The following is a 20,836-nucleotide window of genomic DNA, read 5'->3' as shown; positions in this document are numbered from 1 at the left end:
CGACCGCCCGCGTTGTTCGACCTGTCGAACGCCGTTCGCGAAGCGCCTCTCCTGTGCCCGGCCCCGACGGGCGGCGACAGCAAGCGCTTTCCGAACCGTTGCACCGCCCGCCCGAGAACGGAGCCGCCGTCATGGCCACAGCTGTGACCAAACCGCCCCGCACCGCCACGGCACGGGAGCGCCGCCGCACGGGAGCGACCCCCCGCCGACTGCCGTACCTGCTGATCGCGCCCGCGGGGCTGCTCATGCTGGGCTTCATCGCCTACCCCGTGCTGAGCGTCTTCTACTACAGCCTCCAGCACTACAACCCCACGAAGCCCTGGCGGAACGGCTTCGCCGGCCTCGACAACTTCACGAAGATCTTCACGGACGACCCGCACTTCTGGGGCACGCTGACCTTCAGCCTCAAGTGGGTCGTGGTGGAGGTGACGCTCCAGCTCCTCTTCGGGCTCGCGCTCGCCCTCATCGTCAACCAGACCTTCGTCGGCCGCGCGCTCGGCCGGGCCCTGGTCTTCTCCCCGTGGGCCGTCTCCGGCGTGCTCACCTCGGCGATCTGGGTGCTGCTCTACAACTCCCAGACCGGCATCACCCGTTACCTGGCGGACCTCGGCATCGGCGAGTACGGCACCTCGCTGCTCTCCGACACCGCGACCGTCTTCCCCGCCGCGATCGTCGCCGACCTCTGGCGCGGCGTGCCCTTCTTCGCCATCCTCATCCTCGCCGACCTCCAGTCGGTGCCGAAGGACCTGTACGAGGCCGCCGAGGTCGACGGGGCGGGCCGGCTGCGGCAGTTCTTCCACATCACGCTCCCGCACATCCGGGACGCGATCGTGCTGTCCACGCTGCTGCGCGCGGTGTGGGAGTTCAACAACGTCGACCTGCTGTACACGCTGACCGGCGGCGGCCCCGCGGGCGTCACCACGACCCTGCCGCTGTACGTCGCCGAGACCAGCGTCGACGCCCACAACTTCGGTTACGCCTCCGCCCTCACCACGGTGGCGTTCGTGATCCTTCTCTTCTGCTCGATCGTCTATCTGCGCCTGAGCAAGTTCGGAGGCGACAGCAAGTGACCGCCGCGGCCACCCCCACCCGTACCGCGCCCGCCGCCGGGACCACCGGTCCCGCGCAGCCCCCGCGCGACACCCCGCCCGCCACCGCCCGCAAGCGGCACCGGGCCTGGGACGAGGTCCCCCGCTGGCAGATCTACCTGCCGCTCGGCGTCTACCTCGTCTTCACCCTCGTCCCGTTCTACTGGATCTTCCTCTTCGCCGTCCGCCCGGCCGGCTCCACCTCGCTGCTGCCCTGGCCGATGACGACCGCGCACTTCGAGAAGGTGTGGACCGACCGCAGTTTCGGGGTGTTCTTCCAGAACAGCCTCATCATCGGCGTCGCCGTGCTCATCAGCACCACGCTGGTCGCGCTGGCCGGCGGATACGCCCTCGCCCGCTTCGACTTCCGGATCAAGAAGGGCTTCATGCTGGCCCTCCTCTGCTCCCAGTTCGTGCCGGGCGCCCTGCTGCTCGTCCCGCTTTTCCAGATCTTCGCCGAGCTGCGGATGATCAACTCGATCGGCAGCGTCATCCTCGCCGAGACCGTGTTCCAGCTGCCGCTGTCGATGATCCTCATCAGCGGCTTCATCAGGAACGTGCCGCCCTCGCTGGAGGAGGCCGCCTGGGTCGACGGCTGCAACCGGTTCCGCGCCTTCCTGATCGTCGTGCTGCCGCTGCTGCGGCCCGGCCTGGTCGCCGTCGGCTCCTTCGCCTTCGTCCACGCCTGGAACCACTTCCTCTTCGCCCTGATGTTCCTCAGCAGCCAGAGCAAGCAGACCATCCCGGTCGGCCTCAACACCCTGATGGGCGCGGACAGCGTCGACCTCGGCGCGCTCGCCGCCGGCGGCGTCATCGCCGCCGTCCCCGTGGTGATCGTCTTCGCCTTCATCCAGAAGTGGCTCGTCACCGGCTTCAGCGCCGGGGCGGTGAAGGGATGAGCACCGTGCCCGTACGAGACCCCCTCCCGGTCGTCCTCGCCGGCGCCCGCGGCCACGGCCGCAGCCACCTCCTCAACATCCACCGCCTGGAACGGCTCGGCCTGGTCCGCCTGGCCGGCGTCTGCGAGCTGCGCCCGCTCGACGCCGCCGAGCTCGACGGGCTCGGCGCGCCCGCCCAGTCCGACGACCTCGCGGCGCTGCTCGCCTCCACCGGCGCGCGGCTGACGGTGCTCAGCACCCCCATCCAGACCCACACCGACATGGCGCTGACCGCCGCCCGGCACGGCGCCGACGTCCTCCTGGAGAAGCCGCCCGCCCCCTCGTACGCCGAGTTCCGCCGGATGGCCGACGGCGTCGCGGCGGCCGGCCGGGCCTGCCAGATCGGCTTCCAGTCGCTCGGCTCGCACGCCGTCCCCGCCGTCCGCGACCTGATCGCGCGGGGCGAGATCGGCGAGGTGCTGGGCGTCGGCGCGGCGGGCGCCTGGGTCCGCGACGAGGCGTACTTCCGGCGCGCCCCCTGGGCCGGCCGGCGCCGCCTCGACGGCGTCGACGTCGTCGACGGCGCGCTGACCAACCCGCTCGCCCACGCCGTCGCCACCGCCCTCGCCCTCGCCGGGGCCCCCCGCGCCGAGGACGTCGCGGGCGTGGAGACCGAGCTGTTCCACGCCCACGCCATCGAGTCCGACGACACCTCCGCCGTCCGCGTCACCACCGCCGCCGGGCTGCCGGTGACCGTGGCCGCGACGCTGTGCGCGGAGAGGACCGGCGAGCCGTACGTGGTGGTGCACGGCAGCCGCGGCCGGATCACCTTCTGGTACCGCGAGGACCGGGTCCTGCTCCAGCGCGCCGGACACGGCCCGGAGGAGACCACGTACGGCCGCACCGACCTGCTGGAGAACCTGGTCGCGCACGTCACCGACGGCGCCCCGCTGCTCGTGCCGCCGGACGCGACCGGCGCGTTCATGCGGGTCGTCGAGGCGGTCCGCACCGCGCCCGACCCGCTGCCGCTGCCCGCCGCCCACTGGCGCGCCGAGGCCGGCGAGAGCGCCGGACGGCGGGTCGTGGCGGGCGTGGAGGCGCTGGTCGACGCGAGCGCCGAACAACTCCGGCTGTACTCCGAACTCGGCGCCCCCTGGGCGTCGCCGGCCCCGGCGGAGGTCCGGTGAACGGCACCGGCGGCACCGTCGCCCTGCGGGTCGGGGGCCGGACGGTCGCCCATTGCGTGACCCGCCCGGCGCTCGCCGCCGGCCACGCGCCGCGCCCGTACCTGCACCCGGTGACCACGCTCGCCGGGCGGACCGTCACCGAAGTGCTGCCCGCGGACCACGTCCACCACCTGGGCGCCGGGATCGCCGTCCCGGACGTCGACGGGCACAACTTCTGGGGCGGGCGCACCTTCGTCCGCGGCCGGGGGCCGGTCGCGCTCGACAACCACGGCGCGCAGCGGCACGACGGCTTCAAGCTGTGCGACCCGGACGGCTTCGTCGAGGAGGTGAGCTGGACCGCCGGAGGGGAGCGACTGTTCGCCGAGCACCGCACGGTCGCCGCGGTCCCGCTCACCGACTCGGCGTGGGCCCTGGACCTGACCTTCTCCGTCGCCAACGTCTCCGGCCGCGACCTGTCCATCGGCAGCCCGGCCACCAACGGGCGCCCCGGCGCCGCCTACGGCGGCTTCTTCTGGCGCGCCCCCAAGGAGGCCGCCGCACCCGAGGTGTTCGGCCCGGGCGCGGACGGCTCAGGCTCCGGCGGCCCAGGCCCAGGCTCCGACGGCTCAGGCTCCGGCGCGGACGGCGAGAAGGCGGTGCACGGCGTCCGCGCCGACTGGGTGGCGATGTGCGGCGACGGCTGGAGCCTGGTCTTCGCCGGGGCGACGGAGGCCACCCGGCGCGACCCGTGGTTCGTGCGGGCCGCCGAGTACCCCGGCGTCGGCTCCTCCCTCGCGTACGAGGAGCGGCTGGCGGTCCCGGCCGGCGGGACGTTCGTCCGGCGGGTGGTCACCGTCGTCGCCGACGGGCGGCTCGACCGGGACGGGGCCGCGGCCCTGGCCCGGAAGGCGGTGGCGTCGTGATCGGGACGACGGTGCCCGCCGTCACGGGCGACCTGGGGGACGGCACGTACCGCAACCCGGTGCTCGCGGCCGACTGGTCCGACCCGGACGTGCTCCGCGTCGGCGACGACTTCCACCTCACCGCCTCCAGCTTCGGCCGCGCCCCCGGCCTGCCGCTGCTGCGCTCCCGCGACCTGGTCAACTGGACGCTCGCCGGGCACGCTCTGCAACGGCTCGTGCCCGAGGAGGAGTTCGCCCTGCCCCGGCACGACCGCGGGGTGTGGGCGCCGTCCCTCCGCCACCACGACGGCCGCTTCTGGATCTTCTGGGGCGACCCCGACCACGGCGTCTACCAGGTCAACTCCCCCGCCTTCGAAGGTCCTTGGTCCCGGCCGCACCTGGTGAAGGAGGGCCGGGGGCTGATCGACGCGTGCCCGCTGTGGGACGAGGAGACCGGCGAGGCGTATCTGGTGCACGGCTGGGCGAAGTCCCGGGCCGGCTTCAACAACCGGCTCACCGGTCACCGGATGAGCCCGGACGGCACCCACGTCCTCGACGAGGGCGCCACGCTGGTCGACGCCGACCTGATCCCCGGCTGGTTCACCCTGGAGGGGCCCAAGCTGTACCGGCACGACGGCCGGTTCTGGATCCTCGCCCCGGCCGGCGGCGTCGCCACCGGCTGGCAGGGCGCCTTCCGCGCGGAGTCCTTCTTCGGCCCGTACGAGGAGCGGATCGTCCTCGCCCAGGGCGACACCGACGTCAACGGCCCCCACCAGGGCGGCTGGGTGCGCACCGGTGCCGGCGAGGACTGGTTCCTGCACTTCCAGCAGACCGGCGCCCACGGCCGGCTCGTCCACCTCCAGCCGATGCGCTGGGACGCGGACGGCTGGCCGGTGCTGGGCGACGAAGGCTCCCCCGTACGCGTCCACCGCAAGCCCGCCCTGCCGCCGGCGCCCCCGGCCCGGCCGGCCGTGGACGACGCCTTCCCGGGCGGCGCCTTCGGACCGCAGTGGTCGTGGACCGCCAACCCGGGCGCGGACTGGACGAGCCCGCACCCGGGGCAGGGGCTGCGGCTCGCCTGCGTCCGTACGAAGCGGGCCGGCGACCTGCGGTCGGTGCCGCACGTGCTGACGCAGCGGCTGCCCGCCGGGGCCCGGACCGTCGAGGTCCGGCTGCGGCTGGAGGCCAGGGCTCCGGGCGCCCGGGCCGGTCTGGTCGTGCTCGGCGACGCGTACGCCTGGATCGGCCTGGAACGGGACGCCGGCGGCGGGGTGGCGCTCACCCACCGCTTCGCGCCGGGCAACGCCGACCGGGAGCGGGACGCGGCCCGTGCCGTGCCGCTGGACTCCGCCGAGGCGCTGCTGCGGATCGAGGTCACCGCCGACGCGCGCTGCCGCTTCTCCTTCGACGCCGGTGCCGGACCCGTCCGGCTCGGACCCGAGTTCGCGGCCACCCCCTGGCGGTGGGTGGGCGCCCTGCTCGGCCTGTTCGCCGCCGCCCCGGAGGGCGAAGGGCACGCCGGGACGGGCGTGTTCACCGGCTTCCGCACCCTGGCCCGCTGACGCCGGCCGCCGCCACCGCCCGCCGCGCCCCGGCGGGCCCGCACACCCCCACGCTCCACCCCCATCCCCCGCACCACCCCGAGAGAAGAGAGCCGACGATGACCATCTTCCCCGGACGGCGCAGAGCCGCCCTCGCCCTCGCCCTCTCCGGCGTCCTCGCGCTGACCGCCACCGCCTGTGGTGACGACGGCAGCGGCGGCGCCGGCGACGCCGGAGCCGAGGGATCGGGCAAGGGCAAGATCACCTTCTGGGACAACAACGGCGGTGTCCGGACCGACGTGTGGAAGGAGATCATCGCCGACTTCGAGAAGGCGAACCCGGACATCGACGTCGAGTACGTCGGCGTCGCCTCGAAGGAGGTCCAGTCCAAGTACGACACCGCCATCCAGGGCGGCGCGCTGCCGGACGTCGGCGGCGTCGGCGCGGCGATGCTCGCCGGGATCGCCGCCCAGGGCGCCCTGGAGCCGCTGGACGAGCGGATCGAGAAGAGCTCCCTGTTCGGCAAGCTGAACCAGGGCATGCTCGACTCCGTCAAGGCGGCCGGCGGCCAGGACAAGCTGTTCACCGTGCCGACCTCGGCCAGCAACGGCGTCCTCTACTACCGCACCGACCTCTTCAAGGCGGCCGGCCTCGGCGAGCCCAGCACCTGGACGAAGTTCTACGAGGCGGCCGAGAAGCTCACCGCGAAGGACAAGAACCGCTTCGGCTACACCATCCGCGGCGGCGCCGGCTCCATCGCCCAGGCCCTCGACGCCATGTACGGCCAGAGCGGCATCCAGGAGTTCTGGGACGGCGACAAGACCACCGTCAACGCCCCCGAGAACGTGGCCGCGCTGGAGAAGTACGTCGGCCTGTTCAAGAAGAACACCCCGGCGGCCGACGTCAACAACGACTTCACCAAGATGGTCGCCCAGTGGGACAGCGGCGAGATCGGCATGCTGAACCACAACCTCGGCTCGTACCAGGACCACGTGAAGGCCCTGGGCACCGACAAGTTCCGCGGCATCCCGAACCCGACCCGGGACGACGGCACCCGCGTGATGGTCTCCAACCCGGTCGACGGCCTCGGCCTGTTCTCCTCCAGCAAGAACAAGGCCGCCGCCTGGAAGTTCATCGAGTTCGCCGCCTCCCACCAGTCCAACTCCAAGTGGAACAAGTCCGCCGGCGCCATCCCCGCCAACACCGAGGCGGCGCAGGACCCGTGGGTCCAGGAGGCCGAGCCGACGAAGCTGGCCGCCGAGGTCCTGTTCAGCGGCAAGGCGACCATCGTCCAGCTGCCGTACTACCTGCCCGACTGGAACACCATCTCCAAGGCCGACAACGAGGCCAACTTCCAGAAGGTGCTGCTGGGCACGATGCCGGCGAAGGACTTCGCGGACTCCCTCGCCGAGCAGCTGAACGAGGCCCAGGCCGAGTGGAAGGCCCAGAAGAAGTGACGGTGGGCCGCCGCGAGGCGGTCGCGGCCGGGGCGGGCCTGGTGCTCGCCCTGGCCGCCCGGCCGGCCGCCGCCCGTACCGGGGAGCCCGCCGCCGGGGGCACCCCCCGCCGCCGCACCCTCTTCGTCGCCGGAGACTCCACCGCCGCGCAGAAGTACGCCGACGCGGCCCCCGAGACCGGCTGGGGCATGGCCCTGCCGTTCTTCGTGCACCACGGGCTGACCGTCGCCAACCACGCGGTCAACGGCCGCTCCACCAAGAGCTTCCTCGACGAGGGCCGGCTCGCGCCGATCGCGGACGCCCTCCGCCCCGGCGACGTGCTCCTCGTCCAGTTCGGGCACAACGACGCCAAGAGCACCGACGCCGCCCGGTACGCCGCCCCCTGGGGCGCCTACCAGGACAACCTGCGGGTCTTCGTGGAGACGGCCCGCGCCCGGGGCGCCCGGCCGGTGATCGCGACCTCCGTGGAGCGGCGCCGCTTCGACGCCGCCGGCACCGCGCAGCGCTCGCTCGGCGACTACCCGGCCGCCGCCCGCGCGGTCGCCGCCGCCTCCGGCACCCCGCTCCTCGACATCGAGGCGCTGTCGCTGGAGCTGTGGCAGCGGCTCGGCCCGGAAGGCACCAAGACGTACTTCAACTGGACCGCCACCGAGCAGGACAACACCCACTTCAACCCGCCCGGCGCGATCGAGGTGGCCCGGCTCGTGGCCCGCGAACTGCTCCGCACCCGGGTCCTCGCCCCGCGCGAGACCCGCCGGCTGGACGACCCCGTCCCCGCCGACCGGATCACCTGGCCCCCGGCCACCCCTTCCGCATCCTGAGGAGAACCGCGCGTGAACAGAAGCACGAAGCTGGGAGCGGTGGCCGCCGCCGCCCTCGTCCTCACCGTCACCGCACCCGCCGCCGGCGCCCACCCCGGCCGGCCGGGCGGACCCGACCCGGCCCGCGCCACCCTCCCCGCCGGCGACGGCTGGGCGTCCAGCGGCACCGGCACCACCGGCGGCGCCGCCGCCGACGCCTCCCGCGTCTTCACCGTCACCACCTGGGCGGAGCTCCGGGCCGCGCTCGCCGTCCCCGGCACCGAGCCCCGCATCGTCAAGGTCGCCGGCACCCTGGACGCCGTCGAGGACGGCTGCGCCGCCTTCGAGGCGCCCGGCTACGACTTCCAGCGGTACCTCGCCGACTACGACCCCGCCGTGTGGGGGTACGAGAACGAGGTCAGCGGCCCGCAGGAGGAGCTGCGCGCCGCCTCCGCCGCCGCCCAGGGCCAGGCCGTCAAGGTCAAGGTGCCCGCGAACACCACGATCGTCGGCGTCGGCCGGGACGCGGCGATCCTCGGCGGCAGCCTCCAGGTCACCGGCGTCGACAACGTCGTGATCCGCAACCTGACCCTGGAGAGCCCGCTCGACTGCTTCCCGCAGTGGGACCCGACGGACGGCGCCACCGGCGCCTGGAACTCCGAGTACGACAGCCTGGTCGTGTACGGCTCCACCCACGTCTGGATCGACCACAACACGTTCACCGACGGCCGGTACCCGGACAGTTCGCTGCCCCGGTACTACGGCGAGGTCTACCAGCAGCACGACGGCGAACTGGACGTGGTGCGCGGCGCCGACCTCGTCACCGTCTCGTGGAACGTCTTCACCGACCACGACAAGACGCTGATGATCGGCAACAGCGACAGCGCGGGCGCCACCGACCGCGGGAAGCTGCGCGTCACCCTGCACCACAACCTCTTCGACGACGTGGTGGAGCGGGCGCCCCGGGTCCGCTTCGGCCAGGTCGACGCGTACAACAACCACTTCCGGGTGCCGGACACGGGCTACGTGTACAGCCTGGGCATCGGCCTGGAGTCGCAGCTGTACGCGGAGAAGAACGCCTTCACGCTGGCGCCGGAGGTCCCCGCCGGGCAGATCCTGAAGAAGTGGAAGGACGCGCCCGTCACCACCACCGGCAACTACGTCAACGGGCGCCCGGTGGACCTGCTGGCCGTCCACAACGAGCAGTTCCCGGCCGAGGCGCTGCGCGGTGACGCGGGCTGGACGCCGGTCCTGCGCACCCGGGTGGACCACCCGCGGGCCGTGCCCGCCCTCGTCGGCCGCCACGCCGGCGCCGGCCGGCTGCGCTGACGCCCGGCCCTCCCCCCCCCACACCCCGGGCCGGGGCGGTGCGCGGCCATCCCCGTCCCGTCGCGCCCACCCCGGCCCGGACTTCTTCTCCGGAGAACCCCCGCGCTTCCCGGAGAGAACCCTCCGCTTCCCGAACAACCCCTTCGCGAAGGAGCCCCCGCATGCCCTCGCACCACCTCCCGCACCCCCCGTTCGGCCGCCGCGCCTTCCTCGCCGGCACCGGCGCGGCCCTCGCCGCCCTCGCCCTGCCGGCGGCGCCCGCGCTCGCCTCGGAGCGGCCGGCCGGTCCCTTCGGCCGGTACGGTTCGCCCGCCGCCCGGCTGTCGGACCGGACGCTGTACGTGCACCCGGGCACTCTCGGCGACCACACCTCCGTCCAGGCCGCGGTCGGCGCGGCGGACGGCGCCGGCTGGACGCTGGTGCTCGCGCCCGGCACGTACCGGGAGACCGTCTCCGTCGGCCCCGCCCGGACCGGCATGACCTGGATCGGGGCGACCGGGGACGCCAGGGACGTCGTCGTCGTGTACGACAACGCGGCGGGCACGCCGAAGCCGGACGGCTCCGGTACGTACGGCACCAGCGGTTCCGCGACGGTCACCCTCCAGGCGGCGGACTTCACCGCCCACGCCGTCACCTTCGCCAACGACTTCCTCCGCACCGACCTGCCCGGCAACCCGGGCACGCAGGCGGTGGCGGTGAAGGCGCAGGGCGACCGCTCGGCCTTCTTCCACTGCCGCTTCCTCGGCCACCAGGACACGCTGTACGCGGACTCGACGTCCCTGGGGGCGTTCGCCCGGCAGTACTACGCGCACTGCTACGCCGAGGGCGACGTGGACTTCGTCTTCGGGCGGGCCACGGCCGTCTTCGAGCACTGCCACTTCCGGACGCTGGTCCGCCCGGACCTGGCGGGCGCGCCGTACGGCTTCGTGTTCGCGCCGTCGACGGCCCGTGCCAACCCGTACGGCTTCCTCGCCTCGCGCTGCCGGGTGACCAGCGAGGCCCCCGACGGGTACTACAAGCTGGCCCGCCCGTGGGTGCCGGGCTCGGACCCCACGGCGTGGCCTTCGCTGGTGGTGCGGGAGTCGGTGCTGGGTCCGGGGATCGACGCGGTGGCGCCGTACGCGAACATGCGGGACGCCCATCCGTGGCAGCGGCAGCGGTTCGCCGAGTACCGCAACAAGGGGCGCGGCGCGGAGGTCACCGTGCCGGAGAACCGGCCGCTGCTGACGCCCGCGCAGGCGGCGACGGCGACGCGGGCGGCGTACCTGGGCGACTGGACGCCCGGCTCCTGACGCCGGAATGCCGCTTGAGCGATGAAATACAGAAATCAACCTTTTTTGCCGTACGGAAGGGGTTTTCGGCCAAGGTGGCCGGTTAGTCGCGCAGAGACCGCGACGAACCGCATGGAGGGTGCCATGATCGCCCACGAACAGATACCGACCGTGCTGGACCACCCCGTCTACGACACCGAGGGCAAGAAGATCGGTGACGCCAAGAGCGTCTACCTCGACGACGCCACCGGCCGTCCCGAATGGGTCACGGTCAAGACCGGCCTGCTCGGCAACAACGAGACCTTCATCCCGATCAAGGACGCCTCCGTGGTCCAGGACCACCTGGAGGTCCCCTACCCGAAGGACCGGGTCAAGGGGGCGCCGCACGTGGACGTCGACGACCAGGGGCATCTGGACCAGCGCGAGGAGCAGCGTCTCTACGAGTACTACGGCATCCAGTGGGACGACGCCTGGCGGCGGGCCAACGAGCCCGGCGACGAGGGCTGGGCCCACGGCGGCACCGCGGGCACGGCAGGCACCGCGGGCACGGCAGGCACGGCGGGCGCGGCCGGCATGGCGGGGGCCGCCGGGACGGGCCGTACCGGCGACACCACCGACCGGATGGACGACGCCACCGGAACCGCCGGCATGGCCGGGACGACCGGCGCCGCGGGCATGACCGGCCGCACCGGCATGCGGGACGACCTCGGGACCGGCACCGACGACGCGATGACCCGCTCCGAGGAGCAGCTGCACGTCGGCACCGAAGAGGTCGAGACCGGCCGGGTCCGGCTCCGCAAGTACGTCGTCACCGAGGAGGTCCAGCAGACCGTGCCGGTGCACCGCGAAGAGGTGCGGGTGGTGCGCGAGCCGATCACCGAGGCCAACCGCGACGAGGCCCTGTCCGGCCCCGAGATCTCGGAGGCCGAGCACGAGGTGACCCTCCACGAGGAGCGCCCGGTCGTCGAGACGCGGGCGGTTCCGGTGGAGCGGGTCCGCCTGGAGACGGACGACGTGACCGAGGAACGGACGGTCACCGGAGAGGTCCGCAAGGAGCGCATCGAGGTCGAGACGGACGACACCGTCGTGGCCGGTGACGACGACGAGCGTGGCGGACCGCGCGGCGGCATGTGACGCCTTCGCCCTCCACGCACCCGAAGGCCGGCCTCGCGCCGGCCTTCGGCCGTGGTCAGCCGAAGCCGCCGCGCAGGGTGGTCCGGCCGCCGTCGCGGCCGGTGAGGACGACGGTGTACGTGTCGGCGGAGGCGTCCCGGACGCCCTCCGCGTGGTTGTACTGGGCGGCGAAGGTGTGCGGGCCGGGCGGGACCGCGCGGCCCGGCGCCAGGGTCCAGTGGTAGACGAGGAAGCCGGGTTCCTCCGCGACCGTGACGGTGAAGTCGCCGGCGGGGCGGGTCTGCCAGTGGCCGGTGCTCGCGACGCCGCCGGTGAGCGCGATCCGCACCTCGACGGCGAGGCCCGTGACCTCGGTGTCCGTGGTGACGGCCAGGTCGCTCTGGGCCCACCACCGGTTGCTGCCCGGGTCGACGGTGCCGGTCGCGCGGGCCGCCGGGCCGGGCGCGGCGGCGACGCCCGCCGGCGGCGCGGGCCGGTCCCGGAGGGCCGTGACGGCGAGGCCGCCGGCGCCGACGACGCCCACGACGGTCGCGGCGACGGCGGCCGTCACGGTCCAGCGGCGGCGGCCGGGCCGCGGGCCCGCCCACGGGGTGCGGGCGGGCGGCGGCGCGGCCATGCCCCGCTCGACCCGGGCCAGCATCCGGGCCCGGTCGGGCCGGTGGGCGCGGGCCGCGTCGCGCAGTTCGCCGCGCAGCTCTGTCTCGTCCATCAGCGTCTCCCCGCGGCGAGTTCGGTGGCGGCCCGGTCGCCGAGCAGTCTCTGGAGTTCCGCCATGCCCTTGGCGGTCTGGCTCTTGACCGTGCCGACCGACACGCCGAGGGCGAGGGCGGTGTCGCGCTCGGAGAGGTCGAAGGCGTGGCGGAGGACGACGCAGGCGCGCTTGCGGAACGGCAGGGCGCGCAGCGCGGTCCGTACGTCGAGGACGGCGGGCACGTCCGGGTCCTCGGTGTGCTCGGGGCGGCGGTCCCAGAAGGCGGCGATCCGGCGGCGTTCGCGGACGGTGCCGCGGATGCGGGTGCGGACCAGGTTGGCGACGACGCCCCGGGCGTAGGCGGCGGGGTGTTCGGCGGCGCGGACCCGGTCCCAGCGGTGCCAGAGGGCGAGCATGGCGTCGGCGGCGAGATCGTCGGCGGCGTCGGTCTCGCCGGTGAGGAGGTGGGCGAGGCGGGCGAGTTCGGCGTAGTGGCGGTCGAAGAAGGCATGGAACTCGGCGGCGTCCCCCTCCCGCCGGGGGCCGGCGGCGGTCACGGGCGTCCCGCCGGATCGCGGAACCGGTGGCGGGGCCCGCGGACGGCGGCCGGACCGACGGGCACGTCGTACGCGTCCATGAAGTGTTCCCCCCGGGGTGCCGTGGCGCCGCCGTGCGCGGGCACGGCGGCGGTGGTCAGCGGCATCCTACGGCCGGAGGCCGGGCGGGCCCTTCTGGGGGACCGCCCGGCCTCGTCGTACGCGGAGCCCGCTCGCGCGGGGCGGGCTGTTATTCGAGCAGCTCCGCGTACGAGCCCATGGCCAGGGCGATGTCCGCCTGGGCCCAGAACCGGTGGTAGGTGAAGACGGGGGCGGCGCCGCCCGCCAGGTACGCCTCGATCTTCGGCCAGGCCGGGTCGTCCTGGTAGAAGGAGCGGATCGAGGCGAAGGTGGAGGCGGAGTTCACCGCGTCGCCGTTCGGCATCACGCCGGTCCAGCCGGTCGGCACGTGCACCGGGTCGTCGAAGCGGCTGTAGTCGGCGCGGGTCTCCTCCACGGCGATGCCCAGCGGGTCCTGGTGGTGCTCCCACATGCCGTCGAGGAGGGCCTTGGCGACCCGCTTGGCCTCCGCGTGGCCGGACTTGGCCGCGTAGTAGGTGAGGGTCTTGGCGTAGGCGGCGGCCACACCGACGTCGTTGGTGTAGTCGGCGACGGTGACGTGCAGGCCGGTGTTGGCGCCGGGGTTCGCCGGGTTCCAGGTGTCCGGGGCGCCGGACCACTGGAGGGTGGACGGGATGCGGAAGGTGCCGTCGGGGTTGACCGTGGTCTTCGACAGCGCCCAGGTGACCCACTTGTCGAGGACGGTCTTCGCCTCGGCGTTCCCGGTCTGCTGGTAGTACTCGGCGACCCGCTCCATGGACCACGCCTGGAAGCCGAACCACTGGTTCGACGCCGGGTCGTGGTAGACGGGCTTCTCGTCGTAGTACATGCCGTAGAAGGTGGGGGTGCCGGCCGGCGGGGTGGCGTAGCGGCCCTGCCAGCTGTTGGTGGCGCCGCCCGCGATGGCGCCCTCGCTGGACTGGAGCCAGCGGTAGAACTCCAGCTGCCGGTCGAGGCTGGTCGCCCAGTCCGCCTGTCCGGTGGCCGACTTGGGCTTGAGCGGGGCGTACTCGCTGAGCGCGTAGGCCGCGAGCGGGTTCTGGTAGCCGCTGTGGTTGTGGCTGGAGCCGATCCGCCACGACCAGCCGGCCGAGGTGTCGACGGCACCGCCCCAGGCGTAGTACCAGGACATCAGGTAGTGCGCGCTGTCCTTGCCGGTGCCGGCCGGGCAGGCGACCGGGCCGACGCAGTTCCCGATCTTCTTGAAGTACTTGTCGAACATGGCGTACCGCAGGTAGTCGCCCATCTTGGCGGCCTTGCCGATGGTGGCGGCGACCTGGGCGCCCTTGCCCTGCTCCTTGGCCCACAGGTCGGCCCAGTAGGCGGCCTGGATGGCGCGGGCGTCGGCGTCGGGGGCGTTGGTGAACTTCCACTGCTTGGCGTAGGAGGCGTCCCCGGTGAAGAGGTCGAGGTAGCCGTTCTTCCCGCCGTAGGTGAAGTTGTCGCAGGTCGGGTGGGTGACCGTCTCCCAGACGGACTCCTGCGGGCCGCGCTGGAAGGTGTTGATGTACGAGGGGCCGGCCGCCGCCGGTCCGGCGGAGCACTTCCCGGGCTCGTTGCCGAAGCCGTAGACGTTGTCGACGTCCTGGATCCAGTGCATGCCGTAGATGTCGTCGGTGCCGTAGGCGCTCTTCAGCTCGGCCGCGATCGGGTCGGAGCCGGAGGTGACGCCGGCGTCGAGGCGGGCCGGGTACTGCGAGGGGAGGTCCCACTCGGGGGCGTAGGTGGCCGGCTTCGAGGCGTTGTAGGAGGAGTTCGTGGGCTGGTCGGCGCGGGTGGGGATCATGAACTTCTCCATGGTGTCCCACGCGCCGTTGAACTTGGTCCAGTCGCCGGTGATCTTGCCGTACATGGCCTGGAGCCAGATCAGGTAGCTGTACGCCTCCGAGGTCGTCTCGTGCCCGTGGTCGGGGGCCTCGACGATCAGCGTCTCGACCGAGTGGTACGGGATGCCCTCGGGCGAGAAGTAGCCGTTGGCCGGGTTGGTGATCTTCCCGTACAGGTCGAGGAAGCGGGCGTCGTACGTGGAGTCCGCGGCGAGCTGCGTGACCTGGACCTCGGCCTTGGCGTGGCCGGGGGCGGTCGCGGCGAAGACGGCGACGCCGGTGCCGGTGGCGCCCGCGGAGACGGTCACCTTCTGGGCGGTGTTCCAGTTCGCCGGGGTGAAGGTGAGGGTGGCCGGGGAGGCCGTCAGGTTCGTGTTGCCCGAGGCGCGGGCCACCGTGACCGTGACGTTCGCCGCCGGGGCCGTGGACAGCTTCAGGTCGAAGGTGCCGGAGGAGCCCTGGCGGACCGCCAGCTGCCCGGGGGCGGCGACGAGCGCGGGCCCGGCGGCCACGGTGATGCCGACCGGCGCGGACTCGGCGGAGGCGCCCTGGCTGTCGTACGCCTTCGCGTAGAGCGAGTGGGCGCCGGCCGCGAGACCGGCCGCGCTGTGGGTGAACGGCGCGGTGGTGTCGGTGCCCAGCAGGGTGGTGTCGCTGTAGAACTCGACCTTGTCGACGGTGGCGCCGTCGGCCGCGGCGGCCGTGGCGGCGAGCGGGACGGCGGTGCCCTCGGTGTAGACGGCGCCCGCGGCGGGGCTGGTGAGGACGGCGACGGGCGGCTGGTGGGCGCCGGCGCACCGGGTGCCGTTGACGGCGAAGTCCGCCGGCGCGGCGTTGGTGCCGGTGTAGGTGAACTGACCGCCGGTGGTGACGGCGGCGCCGGGGGCGACGGTGCCGTTCCAGCCGGCGTTGGTGACCGTGACGTTCTTGCCGGACTGGGACCAGACGCCGTTCCAGCCGTTGGTGAGCTTCTGGTCACCGGTGTGGGAGTAGGTGAGCGTCCAGCCGTTCAGGGCGGCGGTTCCCCGGTTGGTCAGGGTGAGCTCGGCGGTGAAGCCGGAGCCCCAGTCGTTCGTCTTGTAGTCGACGCTGCACTGCACGGCGGCGGCCTGCGCGGTGGCGGCGCCGGCGCCGGCGGCCAGGAGGCCGAGGGGGAGGGCGAGCGCGGCGGTCAGCGCGGTCAGGTGCCGGCGCGGACGGCGTGGTCTCAGGCGTGGCATGCGGTGGATCTCCTCGCGGCTCGGGTGTGGGGTGTGCGAAGAGCGGCCGTACGGGGAGGTGCGGGGCGGTGCTCGCGCGGTGGTCGACCTGCGCGGAGGCGGTGCTCGGCGGTACGGGGAGGGCATGGGAACAAGCCCTGAACCAGTGGGAGCGCTCCCACTGTGCAAGCGTGACGCAACCACGTCAAGATGCGTGAAGAGTCGAAGGCGGGTGCCGAGGAATTTACCCAACTCCTCTTTTCCTTGGCGGCTGTTGCCGCTACGGTCTGCCCGACCAGTGGGAGCGATTCCATCCCGTCGGCACGCCGCAGGACGCGTGCCCTCGCCGTGAGGACTCGCTCATGCGCCATCCCCCACGTCTCACCGCGCTGCTCGCCGGAGCAGCGGTCACGGCGGCGAGCACCGCGCTCGCCGTCGTGGGTACGGCCTCAGGAGCCGCGGCCGCACCCGTCTGTACCGTGGAGTACTCGGTCACGAACCAGTGGTCCGGAGGCTTCCAGGGTGCCGTCACCGTCACCAACCACAGCACCGCGCTGGACGGCTGGAGCCTCGGCTTCTCCTTCCCGGCCGGCCAGCGGGTCAGCCAGGGCTGGGGCGGCAGGTGGACGCAGTCCGGCGCCGCCGTCACCGTCGCGAACGAGAGCTGGAACGGCCGGCTGGACACCGGCGCCAAGGTGACGACGGGCTTCGTCGCCTCCTGGACGGCGGCCAACACCGCCCCCACCGCCTTCACCCTCGGTGGCACGGCCTGCGACACGGCCGGGCCGACCACCCCGCCCACGACTCCTCCCACCACACCCCCGACGACTCCGCCCACCACACCGCCCACCACACCCCCGACGACTCCCCCGACCACGCCGCCGACCCCCGTCTCCGGCGCCCCCGAACTCTCCGTCACCGGCAACACGTTCACCGACCAGAACGGCGCGGTCCGCCGGCTGCTCGGCGTCAACCGCTCCGGCGGCGAGTTCATGTGCGTCCAGGGGCACGGCATCTGGGACGGCCCGGCCGACGACGCCTCCGTCAAGGCGATCGCCGGCTGGAAGGCCAACACGGTCCGCATCCCCCTCAACGAGGAGTGCTGGCTCGGCCTGGACAACATCAAGCCCGAGTACCGGGGCGCGAACTACGTGAACGCCGTGAAGGACCTGGTGGCCAAGGTCCTCGCCCACGGCATGACCCCGGTCGTCGAACTGCACTGGAGCCACGGCCAGTACACCGGCAACTCCGCCGGCTGCGCCGACGTGCACGCCTCCTGCCAGAAGCCGATGCCCAACGCCCGGTACACCCCGGCGTTCTGGACCTCGGTCGCCGACACCTTCAAGCACGACGAACGGGTCGTCTTCGACCTCTTCAACGAGCCCTACCCGGACCGGGCGACCTCCACCGCGACCCAGGCGTGGACCTGCTGGCGCGACGGCGGCACCTGCCCCGGCATCGGGTACGAGGTCGCCGGCATGCAGGACCTGGTGGACGCGGTCCGCGCCACGGGCGCGAGGAACCTGATCCTCGTCCCGGGCCTCGCGTACGCCAACGACCTCAGCCAGTGGCTGACGTACCGCCCCACGGACCCGGCGGCGAATCTGGCCGCCGCCTGGCACGTCTACAACTTCAACATCTGCTCCACCGAGACGTGCTGGAACGACACCCTCGCCCCCGTCGCCGCGCAGGTCCCCCTGCTGGCCGGCGAGATCGGCGAGAACACCTGCGGACACGCGTTCATCGACCGCGTCATGAAGTGGTTCGACGACCGCGGGCTGTCGTACCTGGGCTGGACCTGGAACACCTGGAACTGCGCTTCCGGTCCCGCGCTGATCAGTGCGTACGACGGCACACCCACCGCGTTCGGCATCGGGCTGCGCGACCACCTGCGCGCGGTCACCCCGTGACGTCCGTCCGCCCCGTCCGTACCGGACCTCCCGCGGATCCCCCGCACCCCACCCCGAAAGGAACCCCCATCCCCATGAGCCGCACCAGCCGCACCGCCCTCCTGGCGGCCCTCGGCCTGATCACCGCGACCGGAGCCACCGCCACGGTGTTCGGCACCGCCACCGCCGGCGCCGCCACCCCCGGCTGCAAGGTCGACTACACCGTCACCAACCAGTGGAGCACCGGCTTCGGCGCCAACGTCGTCGTCACCAACACCGGCGACCCGCTGACCGCGTGGACGCTGGAGTGGAGCTACGCCGGCAACCAGCAGGTCACCCAGGGCTGGAACGCCACCCTCACCCAGTCCGGCGCCACCGTGACCGCCAAGAACGTCTCGTACAACGGCACGCTCGCGACCGGCGGTTCGACCTCCTTCGGCTTCAACGGCTCCTACAGCGGCACCAACGCCGTCCCGGCCACGTTCAAGCTGAACGGCGTCACCTGCAACACCGCCACGCAGCCGACCGACCCGCCCACCACACCCCCGACGACGCCGCCCACCACCCCGCCCACGACGCCGCCGCCCGGCCAGAAGGCGGACAACCCGTACGCCGGCGCCAAGGTGTACGTGAACCCCGAGTGGTCCGCGAAGGCCGCCGCCGAGCCGGGCGGCACCCGGATCTCGAACCAGCCGACCGGCGTCTGGCTGGATCGCATCGCCGCCATCGACGGGGTGAACGGCGGCATGGGCCTGCGCGCCCACCTCGACGAGGCCCTGAAGCAGAAGGGCTCCGGCGAGCTCGTCGTCCAGCTGGTCGTCTACAACCTGCCCGGCCGCGACTGCGCCGCGCTCGCCTCCAACGGCGAGCTGGGCCCGACGGAGATCGACCGCTACAAGACCGCGTACATCGACCCGATCGCGGCGATCCTCGCGGACTCGAAGTACGCCGGCCTGCGGATCGTCACCACGGTCGAGATCGACTCGCTGCCGAATCTCGTCACCAACGTCTCCGGACGTGACACGGCGACCGCCAACTGCGACGTCATGAAGGCGAACGGCAACTACATCAAGGGCGTCGGCTACGCGCTCAACAAGCTCGGCGCCATCCCGAACGTCTACAACTACGTCGACGCCGGCCACCACGGCTGGCTCGGCTGGGACTCCAACTTCGGCCCGTCCGCCGAACTGTTCAAGCAGGCGGCCACCGCCGAGGGCTCCACGGTCGCCAACGTCCACGGCTTCATCGTGAACACCGCCAACTACAGCGCGCTGAAGGAGGACCACTTCAAGATCACCGACAGCGTCAACGGCACCTCCGTGCGCACGTCGAAGTGGATCGACTGGAACCAGTACACCGACGAGCTCTCCTACGCCCAGGCGATGCGCGCCAAGCTCGTCTCGCTCGGCTTCGACAGCAGCCTCGGCATGCTCATCGACACCTCCCGCAACGGCTGGGGCGGCACCGCGCGTCCCACCGGCCCCGGCGCCCTGACCAGCGTCGACACCTACGTCAACGGCGGGCGGTACGACCGCCGCTTCCACCTCGGCAACTGGTGCAACCAGGCCGGGGCGGGTCTCGGCGAGCGGCCCCAGGCCGCCCCGGCCGCCGGCATCGACGCGTACGTCTGGATGAAGCCCCCGGGCGAGTCCGACGGCGCGTCGAAGGAGATCCCGAACGACGAGGGCAAGGGCTTCGACCGCATGTGCGACCCGACCTACACGGGCAACGTCCGCAACGGCAACAGCATGTCCGGCGCCCTCCCGGACGCGCCCCTGGCGGGCAAGTGGTTCTCGGCCCAGTTCCAGGAGCTCATGAAGAACGCCCACCCGGCGCTGTAGCCCGCACGCCCCGCGCCCGGACCCGGCGGACCGGGCGCGGGGCACGGCGCACCTGAGACGGCCGGGCGGAACCCCCAGGGGTCCCGCCCGGCCGATCCGTCGTGCCCGCCCGGCGGCTCAGCAGGAGCCCCGGACCACCAGCTCCGTCGGGAAGACCTGGCGGGGGTCCTGCGGGGTGCCCGCGACCTCCTGGAGCAGCATGCTCGCCATCGTGCGGCCCATCCGCTCCGTGGGCTGGCGCACGCTCGTCAGCGGCGGGTCCATCAGCCGGGCCACCGGCGAGTCGTCGACGCCGACGAGGGCCACGTCCTCCGGGGTGCGGCGGCCCGCCTCGCGCAGGGCGGCGCGCGCGCCCGCGGCCATCACGTCGGAGGCGACGAAGACCGCGTCCAGGCCGGGCCGGCGCGCCAGCAGCTCGCGCATGGCCGCCCGGCCGCCCTCCTCGGTGAAGTCGCCGGCCGCCACCAGGCCCTCGTCCGGGGCGTGGCCCGCCTCCGCGAGACCGGCCCGGTAGCCGCCGAGCCGCGCCCTGGCCACGTACATGTCCAGCGGGCCGGTGATGGTGGCGACGCGCTGCCTGCCGCGGGCCACCAGGTGGGCGACGGCGGCGCGGCCGGCGCCGATGTTGTCGGAGTCCACGTACGGGACGGGTTCGGCCTCGGAGCGGCGGCCGTTCATGACGACCGGGATGCCGAGTTCGCGGACCCGGTCGGGGAGCGGGTCGTCGCCGTGCACGGAGGCGAGGAGCACGCCGTCGACGCGCTGGGCGGCGAGGTACTGCTCGAAGCGCTGCCGCTCCTGCTCGCTGCGGACCAGGGTGAGCAGCAGCTGCTTGTCGGCCTCGGCCAGTCCGGCGCTGACGCCGCGGATGAGGTCGAGGAAGTACGGCTCGGCGAAGAGCCGGGCCTCGGCCTCGGGGATGACGAGGGCGACCGCGTCCGTGCGGCTGCCGGCGAGGGCGCGGGCGGCCTGGTTGGGGACGTAGCCGAGTTCGGCGACGGCCCGCGCCACGGCGGCGCGGGTCCGCTCGCTGACGCGCGGGGAGCCGTTGATGACGCGGGAGACGGTGCCCCGGCCGACCCCGGCGCGGGCCGCGACCTGTTCCAGGGTGGGTCTGCTGCTCTGCCGTCCGTTCACCGTCGCCGTACTCCCCTCGTCGGACATCGTG

16 protein-coding genes are annotated in these 20,836 nt (G+C 73.2%); 12 read left to right on the top strand and 4 right to left on the bottom strand.

Features of this window, described 5'->3' with window-relative positions; all coding sequences use genetic code 11:
- The first annotated feature begins 131 nt into the window (after nucleotides 1-131).
- The 10 genes from ACFVQZ_RS28555 to ACFVQZ_RS28510 all read left to right on the top strand — a co-directional run bounded on the left by ACFVQZ_RS28555 (nucleotide 132) and on the right by ACFVQZ_RS28510 (nucleotide 11,566).
- Nucleotides 132-1,070, top strand: a complete 939-nt coding sequence (locus tag ACFVQZ_RS28555) for a carbohydrate ABC transporter permease (protein ID WP_383627420.1) — start codon at nucleotides 132-134, stop codon at nucleotides 1,068-1,070.
- The gene (locus tag ACFVQZ_RS28550) at nucleotides 1,067-1,987 is read left to right on the top strand and encodes a carbohydrate ABC transporter permease (RefSeq protein ID WP_030497379.1); all 921 of its coding nucleotides are present in this window, start codon (nucleotides 1,067-1,069) and stop codon (nucleotides 1,985-1,987) included. The genes ACFVQZ_RS28555 and ACFVQZ_RS28550 overlap by 4 nt, the downstream gene beginning before the upstream one ends.
- A complete protein-coding gene (locus tag ACFVQZ_RS28545; protein WP_383627417.1) occupies nucleotides 1,984-3,153 on the top strand; it encodes a Gfo/Idh/MocA family protein in 1,170 nt (389 codons plus the stop codon). Before ACFVQZ_RS28550 ends, ACFVQZ_RS28545 begins: the two co-directional genes overlap by 4 nt.
- The gene (locus ACFVQZ_RS28540) at nucleotides 3,150-4,055 is read left to right on the top strand and encodes a PmoA family protein (RefSeq protein ID WP_383627414.1); all 906 of its coding nucleotides are present in this window, start codon (nucleotides 3,150-3,152) and stop codon (nucleotides 4,053-4,055) included. The genes ACFVQZ_RS28545 and ACFVQZ_RS28540 overlap by 4 nt, the downstream gene beginning before the upstream one ends.
- A complete protein-coding gene (locus ACFVQZ_RS28535) occupies nucleotides 4,052-5,596 on the top strand; it encodes a family 43 glycosylhydrolase (protein WP_383627411.1) in 1,545 nt (514 codons plus the stop codon). Before ACFVQZ_RS28540 ends, ACFVQZ_RS28535 begins: the two co-directional genes overlap by 4 nt.
- Nucleotides 5,597-5,694: 98 nt before the next feature.
- Complete coding sequence (locus ACFVQZ_RS28530; RefSeq protein WP_383627408.1) at nucleotides 5,695-7,032, top strand: ABC transporter substrate-binding protein; 1,338 nt, start codon at nucleotides 5,695-5,697, stop codon at nucleotides 7,030-7,032.
- Nucleotides 7,029-7,853 (top strand): rhamnogalacturonan acetylesterase, encoded by an 825-nt coding sequence (locus tag ACFVQZ_RS28525; protein WP_383627404.1) that lies wholly within the window; start codon nucleotides 7,029-7,031, stop codon nucleotides 7,851-7,853. Before ACFVQZ_RS28530 ends, ACFVQZ_RS28525 begins: the two co-directional genes overlap by 4 nt.
- Before the next feature lie 12 nt (nucleotides 7,854-7,865).
- Nucleotides 7,866-9,161 (top strand): polysaccharide lyase family 1 protein, encoded by a 1,296-nt coding sequence (locus ACFVQZ_RS28520; RefSeq protein ID WP_030497385.1) that lies wholly within the window; start codon nucleotides 7,866-7,868, stop codon nucleotides 9,159-9,161.
- Between the two features lie 161 nt (nucleotides 9,162-9,322).
- Nucleotides 9,323-10,453: a pectinesterase family protein gene (locus tag ACFVQZ_RS28515; protein ID WP_383627400.1), complete on the top strand. Its 1,131-nt coding sequence runs from the start codon at nucleotides 9,323-9,325 to the stop codon at nucleotides 10,451-10,453.
- Nucleotides 10,454-10,576: 123 nt separating this feature from the next.
- The gene (locus tag ACFVQZ_RS28510; protein ID WP_383627397.1) at nucleotides 10,577-11,566 is read left to right on the top strand and encodes a DUF2382 domain-containing protein; all 990 of its coding nucleotides are present in this window, start codon (nucleotides 10,577-10,579) and stop codon (nucleotides 11,564-11,566) included.
- A gap of 55 nt (nucleotides 11,567-11,621) precedes the next feature.
- On the opposite strand, the gene ACFVQZ_RS28505 is transcribed toward ACFVQZ_RS28510, so the two are convergent.
- From ACFVQZ_RS28505 to ACFVQZ_RS28495, 3 genes are all read right to left on the bottom strand, one after another.
- Nucleotides 11,622-12,275, bottom strand: a complete 654-nt coding sequence (locus tag ACFVQZ_RS28505) for a hypothetical protein (RefSeq protein WP_383627395.1) — start codon at nucleotides 12,273-12,275, stop codon at nucleotides 11,622-11,624.
- Nucleotides 12,275-12,814: a SigE family RNA polymerase sigma factor gene (locus ACFVQZ_RS28500; protein ID WP_030497389.1), complete on the bottom strand. Its 540-nt coding sequence runs from the start codon at nucleotides 12,812-12,814 to the stop codon at nucleotides 12,275-12,277. Before ACFVQZ_RS28500 ends, ACFVQZ_RS28505 begins: the two co-directional genes overlap by 1 nt.
- 229 nt (nucleotides 12,815-13,043) lie before the next feature.
- Nucleotides 13,044-15,959, bottom strand: a complete 2,916-nt coding sequence (locus ACFVQZ_RS28495) for a glycoside hydrolase family 48 protein (RefSeq protein WP_383627391.1) — start codon at nucleotides 15,957-15,959, stop codon at nucleotides 13,044-13,046.
- 341 nt (nucleotides 15,960-16,300) lie between these two features.
- Between ACFVQZ_RS28495 and ACFVQZ_RS28490 the strand changes: the two genes are divergently transcribed.
- Both ACFVQZ_RS28490 and ACFVQZ_RS28485 read left to right on the top strand, forming a co-directional pair.
- The gene (locus ACFVQZ_RS28490) at nucleotides 16,301-17,848 is read left to right on the top strand and encodes a cellulase family glycosylhydrolase (protein ID WP_383627388.1); all 1,548 of its coding nucleotides are present in this window, start codon (nucleotides 16,301-16,303) and stop codon (nucleotides 17,846-17,848) included.
- Nucleotides 17,849-17,922: 74 nt separating this feature from the next.
- Complete coding sequence (locus tag ACFVQZ_RS28485) at nucleotides 17,923-19,668, top strand: glycoside hydrolase family 6 protein (protein WP_383627385.1); 1,746 nt, start codon at nucleotides 17,923-17,925, stop codon at nucleotides 19,666-19,668.
- 117 nt (nucleotides 19,669-19,785) lie between these two features.
- On the opposite strand, the gene ACFVQZ_RS28480 is transcribed toward ACFVQZ_RS28485, so the two are convergent.
- Nucleotides 19,786-20,832, bottom strand: a complete 1,047-nt coding sequence (locus ACFVQZ_RS28480) for a LacI family DNA-binding transcriptional regulator (RefSeq protein ID WP_036416072.1) — start codon at nucleotides 20,830-20,832, stop codon at nucleotides 19,786-19,788.
- Between the last annotated feature and the right edge of the window lie 4 nt (nucleotides 20,833-20,836).

Origin of the sequence: Streptomyces sp. NPDC057854 (assembly GCF_042797055.1) — a bacterium.
GTDB lineage: Bacteria > Actinomycetota > Actinomycetes > Streptomycetales > Streptomycetaceae > Streptomyces.
This window is presented reverse-complemented; position numbering and strand designations above follow the sequence as displayed.

What these genes read in the sequence shown, in the direction of transcription:
- ACFVQZ_RS28490 (WP_383627388.1), top strand. Translation starts at nt 16,301, where the DNA reads ATGCGCCATCCCCCACGTCTCACCGCGCTGCTCGCCGGAGCAGCGGTC.
- ACFVQZ_RS28515 (WP_383627400.1), top strand. Translation starts at nt 9,323, where the DNA reads ATGCCCTCGCACCACCTCCCGCACCCCCCGTTCGGCCGCCGCGCCTTC.
- ACFVQZ_RS28480 (WP_036416072.1), bottom strand. Translation starts at nt 20,832, where the DNA reads ATGTCCGACGAGGGGAGTACGGCGACGGTGAACGGACGGCAGAGCAGC.
- ACFVQZ_RS28510 (WP_383627397.1), top strand. Translation starts at nt 10,577, where the DNA reads ATGATCGCCCACGAACAGATACCGACCGTGCTGGACCACCCCGTCTAC.
- ACFVQZ_RS28495 (WP_383627391.1), bottom strand. Translation starts at nt 15,959, where the DNA reads ATGCCACGCCTGAGACCACGCCGTCCGCGCCGGCACCTGACCGCGCTG.
- ACFVQZ_RS28545 (WP_383627417.1), top strand. Translation starts at nt 1,984, where the DNA reads ATGAGCACCGTGCCCGTACGAGACCCCCTCCCGGTCGTCCTCGCCGGC.
- ACFVQZ_RS28485 (WP_383627385.1), top strand. Translation starts at nt 17,923, where the DNA reads ATGAGCCGCACCAGCCGCACCGCCCTCCTGGCGGCCCTCGGCCTGATC.
- ACFVQZ_RS28505 (WP_383627395.1), bottom strand. Translation starts at nt 12,275, where the DNA reads ATGGACGAGACAGAGCTGCGCGGCGAACTGCGCGACGCGGCCCGCGCC.
- ACFVQZ_RS28530 (WP_383627408.1), top strand. Translation starts at nt 5,695, where the DNA reads ATGACCATCTTCCCCGGACGGCGCAGAGCCGCCCTCGCCCTCGCCCTC.
- ACFVQZ_RS28555 (WP_383627420.1), top strand. Translation starts at nt 132, where the DNA reads ATGGCCACAGCTGTGACCAAACCGCCCCGCACCGCCACGGCACGGGAG.